The organism is Neorhizobium sp. P1_A6 (genome assembly GCF_056406795.1).
Genome location: NZ_JBFTZM010000034.1, coordinates 1 through 8,820 on the forward strand (window position 1 = coordinate 1; position 8,820 = coordinate 8,820).

Sequence of the window (8,820 nt, forward strand, 5' to 3'; positions counted from 1 at the left end):
TGGACCAACGGTCAAGTCGAGAGGATGAACCGAACCATGAACCGAACCATCAAGGATGCCACCGTCAGGCGCTTCTACTATGAAAGCCACAATCAACTTCGTCAGCACCTCGCCGACTTCGTCGCCGCTTACAATTTTGGCCGCAGGCTTAAGACCCTCAACGGCCTCACGCCTTACGAGTTCATTTGCAAAGCATGGACTTCACAGCCCGAACGCTTCACCCTCAATCCGCTCCATCAAATGCCGGGACTAAACAGCTAGCTCATAGAACTCGCCCAAACGAGGAGCTACACCGCTGTAGCGACCATGGCCGTCTACCTTATACCATTCATGATCATTGGTGCTGTCCAGCGCCAACGACTGCAACCCACAAATCTCAAAATGCCCCATCTCTCATCAAATTTCGGACTGGTCTTCGAAAACAGGCTCAACACCCTGAGAATACCCGTCGGCTTTTGTTCGTGCACGGGCCTATACGAGCGGAAACGGACGTTGACTGAGGTACCCTCAACTGAAACCTGGGGCTCTGGCGCATTTGGTTCGGCCACCCAACCTTGGCCCGAGTTGTAGTTTGACAAACTTGAGCATGGACTACGAATAGCCGAGTTGTATGACCGATTCTACAGAATTTATGAGTTCACGGCCTAAGCCCTAACCCCGGAAAATTCCAGCGCCGCTGGCCCAAAATCGGGGTGCACTTCACAATGGGCCCCGAGCTTACTTCAAAATGATTAGGTCAACGGGGCAAGGTCACTTGAGCCTTCCTGCTTATGCTGAGTGTCCGGTTGAAATGGGGGCAGTTCATACAGCGCCTCCAGTCATTTCCGCCATTGTGAGGAGCTTTATTTCATGTATTTCACATAATTTTGGGAGTTTTTGCCGCAATTAAAGAGAAGATCAAGAATTGTAACGCCATGAGCGAAGTCACCCCAGAGCTGGGGATATTCTCGGTAGCCCGCGTAGTCGAACCATGTAAGCGCTATTCCTCGTTCTTTGAATACTTCCTCATCTACGTAGTCTTTTGCCGCGGGACCAGATAGGTATTCTGTGCCACCCGCTTGAGCACAGAGGTCAGCCAGACGTTCTGTCTTGCCTTCCACTAAGGTATAGTCCCATGAATTGGAAATCGCAGTTTGGATTGACAGATAACTGCATATTGCCTCAATGAATCGGCGGTTAAGCTGCGAGAGATGGCTTGGTGGCTCGTTTAGGTAAAGGGGCTCCAACCACACAGCGATTTCTTCGAAGTGGGGAGTGCGGCGATAATTCTGGACGAGGCTCTTCCAATGGGCAATCGCCCAGTCGGTGCCTTCGATCTCGGTTTCCCGAATTTTCTGATGGTATTTCCCCTTAACCCGAACGGGAACCGTAAGCCATTGAACCCCTTGAGGCGTCTTGATTTGATTCCGATTCCGCCAATCGCGTCGCGTGTACTGCATGTCGTCGTAGAGTATGAACTCATCCACCGCCGCGATCATGTCGAAATAGCCCTTCCACGGGATATAGTTGGACTGAACGATAGCCACTCTTTTCATCCGGCACTCCCTGCTCGTAAGGCTCGACATGCTTTGCCACCGGCATCTGGGTTTACCGGCTTATAGAGCTCTTGGTCTCGGCGACTGTCGAAGCCTGCCGCTCCTTTCGCGGTCTGCCAACCGCCGACTTTCTGATAGCCTGCAGGAAAATTCGGCCCCAAAGCGGAAATCAATCCGGTCGAGATGCTATTTGGGCCGTTAGATTCAAGTAGTAGCCAGGCTGAAGCAACTTCATCGCAGGACACCTGGTCAAGGGATGCCTTTGCAAACTCAAAGGTCCCTGGCCATCCACCTAGTATCCAAGGTTGACCGATGCTCTTGGCTCCTAAGGCAAAAAGAATTCCCGGCGAGTGACCGGTTAGATCGATCACCGGCGTACCTGATCGAAACCCATTTTCCTGAGCGATGCCAACGGAGGCGGTTATATATGACGCGAATCCTGATGAAAGGACCAGCCGTGAACGTTGGGGACCAATTTCCGTTATCGTGTCATTGAGCCGCAGAGGCTGAGGTTGCCTTGGGGGCTGCTCCAGTCCTGTCTGCAAGAGAACCGCAGCAACCATCTGGGTGCATAGCGCAAGCGGGAGGGCGAAGGCCCAATTGCGGCGCGTGCGTGCGATGGGAGCCAGCAGCGTCACGAAAGCGAGCAAAATGAAGATACCGGCCCACGAGCCGTTTACCCAGTAATTTCTGTTCGTTCCAATCGCATACACATAGGGAATGCTAATAAACAGTGCAGCCATGCTCCACTGCGCCGATGAGATCTTTTTTAGTATTCCTCTCCCACCAAAACGAAAGCTTGCTACCGCTGCGATAAGCATGACGCCAAAAATTGAAAGACCTTGGAATTCGCCCAAGCCGATCGTTCCATGAATCGCACCAGATGCCAACGCCGCGATCAAAGAGAGGAGGCAGATGGAGATGGCTATAGCAAGAAACGCTCCTCTCGGCTTCCCGGTAATAATACCCCAAATGCCGGCCAACCCGATGGCCGTAATTGCTGCTGCTATGAGCTGATCTTTTACGCGAAAACGAAAATTATCAATCCGGAAAATCTGCATTATAGTATTATTGCCGTTCAAGTGTTGGCCGTAGTTTATGCCAAGTTGTATCCGTCTGGCGAAGGCCTCGACTGATCCATCGATAAACCAAGCGCTCATAAGAAGGAGCGCCACGGCAGTGCAGATCGATAGTAATAGCAACCGGAGTGAGATTTTTTTCGAGCCGAGGAGGTAGATGGAAAGCACGATGGCCAAGGCGAACGCGGTGGACGGTTTAGCCATGAACGCTAGCCATCCACCTAGGCCGATCAGCAGCCACCCCATACAGCTTCTGAAATGATGAGACCTTTCAGCTAAGACAACGCCGATGCCGGTGATGAATAGCGCGTGGAGCGCGAGGCCATTATAGTTTGGTGTGGGCAGCCAGGAATCGAAGAGGATGAGGGCACTTGTCGCCAGTCCGGCGGTGGCCGCATATAGCGACAGACGTCCCGTTTGGGCCTCGGGCGCGAGCCAACTCAAAAAAGAATAAACAAACCACCAAGCGAGAAACAAGGTTGTTAGAACATTGAATCGACGAAGCGATGCAATATCGCCGTCAAATAACATGTAAAGCCGATGGTATATGAAGCCAAATTGAGTCGTCGAAAAATTATAGATATATGGGTTTTTCATCGATACGAGATAAAAGCTGTCATCGGTAAAATCTAAGCCATAGGCGCTGTATTTCCAAAGCCAGGCAACGATTATAGCAGTTGACATTAGGCACAGCAACGCAATCACGTGTTGGACGACGGCCATCATTCGATCGCCGTGTATATCTTCTTGGATCAAGCCACTTTTTGCTATTTCGTTCATGTGGGGCCTAGCGCTTTAGGATCGGTTTAACAACGAGCCAGAAAAAGGCTGCAGGCAGAAAACGCCCTGCTGTCACACCGTTGGCGTTCTGTTCAGCTTGAAGAGGTAATCGTGATGACTCAGCTGATCCTCCAGCAGATAACCCGCGGCCTCTAGTGCGCTCGTGATCCTCTCAGTTTTCCAGCACTCGATGACAATGAATTTAAAATTGTGGCGGTCGAAGTCCACTCCCTTGAGAACCTCGTATTCGGCTCCCTCAACATCCAGCGACAGCAAATCCATCAACGCGGGAGCCTTGGCTTCTTCCAGGATCCTGCTGAGCGGTTTGGCCACGGCACCGAACTCGAAGGTTGCTTCTTGATTTTTTAGAAACTGACGAGATTGCTCGAGGTGATCTGTGACGCTTTCCAGATCGAGGTCGACATTGGTCGAAACGCTCATCAAATTGCCGTAACTCATATCCACGTACTTGTGGGGATAGTCAAAGCCGACGCACGCGTTGCAGAAGATCGAGTTTTTCTCGCTTCGGTTCCTCCGGCATTCCAGAAAGTTGTTCGGGGAGGGCTCGATCAGGACGCCGCTCCACCCTCGCTTCTTCTCGAAGAAATATGTGTTTGATTGCCGTATGCCATTATTGGCGCCCAACTCCACATAGAAACCATTGTCGTAGTCGAGATACTTCTCGATCTTCCGATCCAGTTCGTTGAGGGCAGTATACGGGCTAACGGGTTTCTTCTTGAAAGGAAGACGAAGTTTTACCATCAGATTTCGCTCCATGTATTCGACGGGGCATCGGAGACCGATGTGACGCTAAGCGGATTGAGCAAGCGCGCAAGCGGCTACATGTTCTTTAAGCCTATGTGCAAGGAAGTATCTTTCTCGCCAGCCGCTTAAGCCCGTTCTCCTTTTTCCTGCGGAAGCAATGCTCTCGCAGGTAGATCTCGTCCGCGGAAAAGTTGATCGCACGATCTGCAGGATGGCGTAGCGGGAAGTTCAGGCCCTCGAGGGGAAGTCCAGCGACCGTGCTAGCGTCTACCGTATGCGTTGCATCCGGGCGGAAGCCGAGGTTACTAATCAAATTGCTTCTCGGTTGTATGCTGACCTGTCGTTGAAGCCACTGTGAAAAGGTAAATTGGTAGTCCCAAGCGTCGAGTCCTCCCTCAAATACCCTGTTGAACGCCTTGGTCCAGTGTGCGAATTCATCAGGATATGCCACTGTTCTGAGCCAGTCGGTCTCACGCAATGTCCCCCAGCGCGATATGGATATGTCGTAATTTTGCCAAACCCGGCGCCAGGTGGCCCATCCCCATATCAACGGGTACCGACTGAAGAAATAGCTATTATCGATAGCCACGCGGTCATGTGTAAAGTTCGAGCCGTTGATGGAGCCTATGCGCTCGTCGTGCTCGTACTTGTCGAGAAGTTCGGTACAGTAAGGGAAGAAGCTGGGATCCGGCAGGCAATCATCTTCAATGATGATCGCTCGATCGGTATGCGCGAATACCCAGTCTAACCCCGAAGAAATCCTGTCGCGGCTGCTCATGTTGGTGTCGGAGTAATTGCGAAACACCTCGCAGCCCCAATCGACTTTCTCAACCACCTGCCGTGTCTGAGCGCATCTTTCGGCTTCGTTAGCACGATCCGCACGCGGCCCGTCAGCGATGAGGAAGAGCTTGCCAGGGCGCGCTCTGGCAATTTCTTTAAAAACGATTTCGGTAAGATCTGGTCTGTTGAAAATGATGAAGACGACAGGGGCGATCGGTTTTGCTTCGTTCATCTTTCAACTCACGTACGGATCGGAACAAGATCGCTTCCGCGTGCCACTGATCCAAAGGACACCGCTTCTAGTTGCCGATCATGACATCTGCGGCTGCTTGTAGATTAGATTTATACCCTGAGCAAGCTGACGGTCCGCATCCGGATGCTTGGCCACAGGATAGGGGCGAGATGGTGGATGTCAGGTTGCGTCCGCGCGCGACTTGCGGCGCAAATGCATGCTGAAGATGTATAATTGACGGAGCTCGCCCGCTTAGCTCAACCGGAGATGATCTCCCGGATGCGCTCCCAATCACTCTGGATGAGGCTCGGACGATCATCCGCTTTCGTTCGATCGAATTGCTTGATCAACTTACGCGCCTTGCGTATAATAAAAGGTTCGCGGCTCTTGAACGGGTTGGCCGGGAGCGTGCGCTTGGTCAGGAGGTGGAGGGAGCTGCCATCGCTATAAAAATTCAGGCCGAGCTTTGTTCCGAGAACGCGAAGAGACGCTTTGTTGAAAAGCGAGACGTGTTGACCGGTCTCGGGTATGAAATACCACCAGTCGTCGACGGTCCTGATATCATTCTCCGGCTGAAGTTTGGTCGAGAAGGCAATGCTGTCCGCATAAGTTAGCATCTGCGACACCTCCGCGACGGGGTCTGGGAGGTGTTCGAAAACTTCCAGCGCTGTAACCATTTCGAAGGCCGGAGTTTTGGCGAAAATATCAAGGTCGAAGAACTCGGCAAACAGGTTCTTCGTGTACTTGTCGGTGTGATAAAAATCATAACCCGCATCGCGCATAAGGCGGGTGAAGAGGCCGTATCCACCCGCATAATCGAGAAATTGGCCGTTCTGCTTGAAGCCTGCGGCGGGGATCATCCGAGACAACTCCCCGGATAATTGTACATTGCGACTGACGAGACCTACATCGAGCTTGGTGATAGCGGATGAGTATGCCTCATCTAGCCAATAGGGCTCTTCGGTTTGGATGAAACCAGTTTCGTCACACCTGAAGTAGGATACCTCATACTTGTTCAGGACGCGCGCCTTGAATAGTAAGGTAGTCGCGCCGCCCGTTATTTTGCTTCTCACCATGTCGAGTCTCGTTGTCTGGCGCCTCACTCCTACAGAGGGGCGTGGTGCCACACAAGGCCTGAGCTCATGGCCATAGTTCTGGCCCCAAAGGGATAGCGCAACTCTTCGGAAGAGCTCGCCGGTATTCCACACAGGCGGATCAACTGAAAAGGGGGCAACCGTGCAGGGGATATAACTCTCCCTTGGCACTGGAGACGATTGCTCGAGAGTGTTCGCGGCGATAAGGCTAGCCACTGCCGAACATCAGTTAGAAACGGCATCAAGTCTCAGGAACCTCAATGATCGAGAAGTCAGCATTCATAGTAGGCGCCGCGCGAGATTGCGAAGAAGGCCTACTTCAAACCCTACCTCGCCTCAGTCGCCTGCAGCAAAGCTTTACGAAAACAAAGTTCTTTATCGTCACCAACGATTCCAAAGATTGCACCGAGAAAGTCCTGAGGCAGTGGGCAGAAGCCACTCACGATGCGCGCATACAAAACGTTGATGGATTGGCGGCAAATGTAGCCAAAAGGACGCCGAGACTAGCTGTCGCAAGAAATTTGTATATGACCGCATTGCGAGACGACTTGCAAAAAGGTATCCACCACGACCTGCTAATAGTTTTAGATCTGGACGGCGTTAACGCCAATCTCGTAGAAGAACCTGAGCTTTCCAACGCCATCAACTCGGCGCCGGATGACTGGGTCGGCCTCTTTGCCAACCAACGCGACTGGTATTACGACATCTGGGCCTTGCGCCACCCTTCATGGTGCCCGACCGACTGTTGGAAAGAAGTCCGCGAGGTGGGGCGAGCGAGATTCAACAGGAAAAAGAAGATCAAGGCCGCTGTCGAGCAGTTCGTAACGGGACGTCAAAAGAAAATATCGCCTGATGACAAACCTATCCCGGTGCAGTCAGCATTCGGCGGTTTTGGAATTTATCGAACTGAATTCCTTCGGCACTGCCTGTATCTTGGGTTGGATGGTCAGGGCGAGGAGGTGTGTGAACACGTCGCCTTGAACGAGTCGATTGGCCGTCAAGGAGGTAAGCTCTATATCGTCCCCAGCCTCTTGAACGACACTCCCCCTGAGCACGTTCCTGGACGGTAGGCGTTCCGTGCCGCTTGGCGGCAGGTGTTGATACTGGGTTCAGATCCGCAGAGGAGCTTCAGTGTTTATTGCTGCGCTGCGTTGATGGCGCGCAGGAAAGGATTGGCGGCCAGGATATGCTGCAGGTAGGCAGCTGCACGAGTAGTGCCTTCCCGGAAGGCCGATGGATCAGAAGCAACACGCATGATTGCTTCCGCAAAATCCTGATCCGTTTCAGCTRCCAGACCGTTTCCATGATCGAGGAATGACATCATCGACATTCCGTTGGCATAGATGATGGGCTTGCGTGCAGCCACGGCATCCTGCAGAACGCCGGAGCCCTGAAGGTTGTATACGCTTGCGTCGTAAGGTAGAAGAATAGTATCAACCGAAGCGAATAGCCGCCTAAACTCCTGCGGAGAGAGGTGATTGTCACGCGGAGAAACGATGACGACCCCACCACTCGCTTGGTACTCCGCCAGCGCCGAGTACACACCGTGCTCTTGAAAATCGGCAGTTCCACCTTGGACAACAATCTCAAGTTGAGTTGCTGATCCTGCAGCTGCCTTCTGTGCCAGTGCGGTTGTTATGCCAGGAATCCTCGAGCTTCCTTTTTCAGGTCTGGGATCTCCAAATACACCGATCCGGAACCGGTCGTTCGACACCCGCTCTTCGGGAGCTTCTCCGATTGGCAGGCTGCAAGGGAGATAAAAGCCGCCAACTATGGGAATATTGAATTCTCTACGGAGATGATCTGCCAACTCCTCTGTCTCGGTAAACAGCAGAATTCCGTGCGGGAGCTTTGCTCGGGCCTCTCTCAAGCGAGCGGAGCGGATCCTATCGTTTCTGTCCCCGAGTTCGGTGTTCAAGAAGCGAAGGATGATCCGAGGAGCCGCGTCTCCGAGAATACAATGGAGATCGACAGAAGACTCGAGTGTGTCGAGATCTGCCGTCGGGACAATAATGACATCGCTCTGGTCGAGCTCAAGGTTAGTAACAATTTCAGCTAATCGTTGACCATATACCGACACCGGCATGTTGAACAGCAGATCCTTTCTTAGAAGCGCGAGAAGTGCGCTCAACCGCTCCAGAGGGTTTCCATATTTTAGCCTTGACCTCAGCTTCGAGCCCTTTAACGAGCCTGTGGCGAGAGTAGCGGCTGGTGTTCCGAGAAAGCCGTCATAAGCTTCGCCTGTTATGAGTGCTGTCTTGTAGTCGGGCAGCATCGTTCGCAGCGCCGTTATCTGAGTATGATGGTGCCCACGATTTTGCACCAGTTTACGTTCAACAATAACAAGCGTTCGCTGCTTTCGTTTAATGGCCATCATCATTTCCGTTCATCTCGCAATTCAGCAATGGCTTTCATGGTATTCCTGCCAAAGATCTGCGATCTGGCCGGTTATTGCTTTCAGACTATTTCAGTTCAAGTGTATCGGACGATTGCAGGTTGTTCAGACGGGCATAAAGCTTGTCCTTGCTCTTGGCGAGCTCCTTGTGTGTACCTTC

General features: G+C 52.3%; 8 protein-coding genes. 2 read left to right on the forward strand and 6 right to left on the reverse strand.

Annotation, left to right across the window (positions count from 1 at the left end):
• On the forward strand, positions 1 to 261 hold a 261-nt coding region (locus AC1D3C_RS29760; RefSeq protein ID WP_477485410.1), incomplete at its 5' end, for an integrase core domain-containing protein.
• A gap of 581 nt (positions 262 to 842) precedes the next feature.
• Here the strand turns inward: AC1D3C_RS29760 and AC1D3C_RS29765 are convergent.
• The 5 genes from AC1D3C_RS29765 to AC1D3C_RS29785 all read right to left on the reverse strand — a co-directional run bounded on the left by AC1D3C_RS29765 (position 843) and on the right by AC1D3C_RS29785 (position 6,247).
• Complete coding sequence (locus AC1D3C_RS29765; RefSeq protein WP_247036977.1) at positions 843 to 1,535, reverse strand: WbqC family protein; 693 nt, start codon at positions 1,533 to 1,535, stop codon at positions 843 to 845.
• Positions 1,532 to 3,394: a hypothetical protein gene (locus AC1D3C_RS29770; RefSeq protein WP_477485411.1), complete on the reverse strand. Its 1,863-nt coding sequence runs from the start codon at positions 3,392 to 3,394 to the stop codon at positions 1,532 to 1,534. The genes AC1D3C_RS29765 and AC1D3C_RS29770 overlap by 4 nt, the downstream gene beginning before the upstream one ends.
• A gap of 72 nt (positions 3,395 to 3,466) precedes the next feature.
• Entirely contained in the window at positions 3,467 to 4,156 is a 690-nt protein-coding gene (locus tag AC1D3C_RS29775) for an FkbM family methyltransferase (protein WP_247036986.1), read from the reverse strand.
• A 94-nt stretch (positions 4,157 to 4,250) separates the two neighbouring features.
• Complete coding sequence (locus tag AC1D3C_RS29780) at positions 4,251 to 5,171, reverse strand: hypothetical protein (RefSeq protein ID WP_477485412.1); 921 nt, start codon at positions 5,169 to 5,171, stop codon at positions 4,251 to 4,253.
• Between the two features lie 257 nt (positions 5,172 to 5,428).
• Positions 5,429 to 6,247 (reverse strand): class I SAM-dependent methyltransferase, encoded by an 819-nt coding sequence (locus tag AC1D3C_RS29785; RefSeq protein WP_477485413.1) that lies wholly within the window; start codon positions 6,245 to 6,247, stop codon positions 5,429 to 5,431.
• 278 nt (positions 6,248 to 6,525) lie between these two features.
• On the opposite strand from AC1D3C_RS29785, the gene AC1D3C_RS29790 reads away from it, so the two are divergent.
• Positions 6,526 to 7,335 carry a hypothetical protein gene (locus AC1D3C_RS29790; RefSeq protein ID WP_477485414.1) on the forward strand — a complete coding sequence of 270 codons (810 nt, stop codon included), beginning with the start codon at positions 6,526 to 6,528 and terminating at the stop codon, positions 7,333 to 7,335.
• A gap of 65 nt (positions 7,336 to 7,400) precedes the next feature.
• Here AC1D3C_RS29790 and AC1D3C_RS29795 read toward each other — a convergent pair whose 3' ends face one another.
• Positions 7,401 to 8,645 (reverse strand): glycosyltransferase family protein, encoded by a 1,245-nt coding sequence (locus AC1D3C_RS29795; RefSeq protein ID WP_477485415.1) that lies wholly within the window; start codon positions 8,643 to 8,645, stop codon positions 7,401 to 7,403.
• Positions 8,646 to 8,820 lie beyond the last annotated feature (175 nt).

What these genes read in the sequence shown, in the direction of transcription:
- AC1D3C_RS29770 (WP_477485411.1), bottom strand. Translation starts at nt 3,394, where the DNA reads ATGAACGAAATAGCAAAAAGTGGCTTGATCCAAGAAGATATACACGGC.
- AC1D3C_RS29790 (WP_477485414.1), top strand. Translation starts at nt 6,526, where the DNA reads ATGATCGAGAAGTCAGCATTCATAGTAGGCGCCGCGCGAGATTGCGAA.
- AC1D3C_RS29775 (WP_247036986.1), bottom strand. Translation starts at nt 4,156, where the DNA reads ATGGTAAAACTTCGTCTTCCTTTCAAGAAGAAACCCGTTAGCCCGTAT.
- AC1D3C_RS29785 (WP_477485413.1), bottom strand. Translation starts at nt 6,247, where the DNA reads ATGGTGAGAAGCAAAATAACGGGCGGCGCGACTACCTTACTATTCAAG.
- AC1D3C_RS29780 (WP_477485412.1), bottom strand. Translation starts at nt 5,171, where the DNA reads ATGAACGAAGCAAAACCGATCGCCCCTGTCGTCTTCATCATTTTCAAC.
- AC1D3C_RS29765 (WP_247036977.1), bottom strand. Translation starts at nt 1,535, where the DNA reads ATGAAAAGAGTGGCTATCGTTCAGTCCAACTATATCCCGTGGAAGGGC.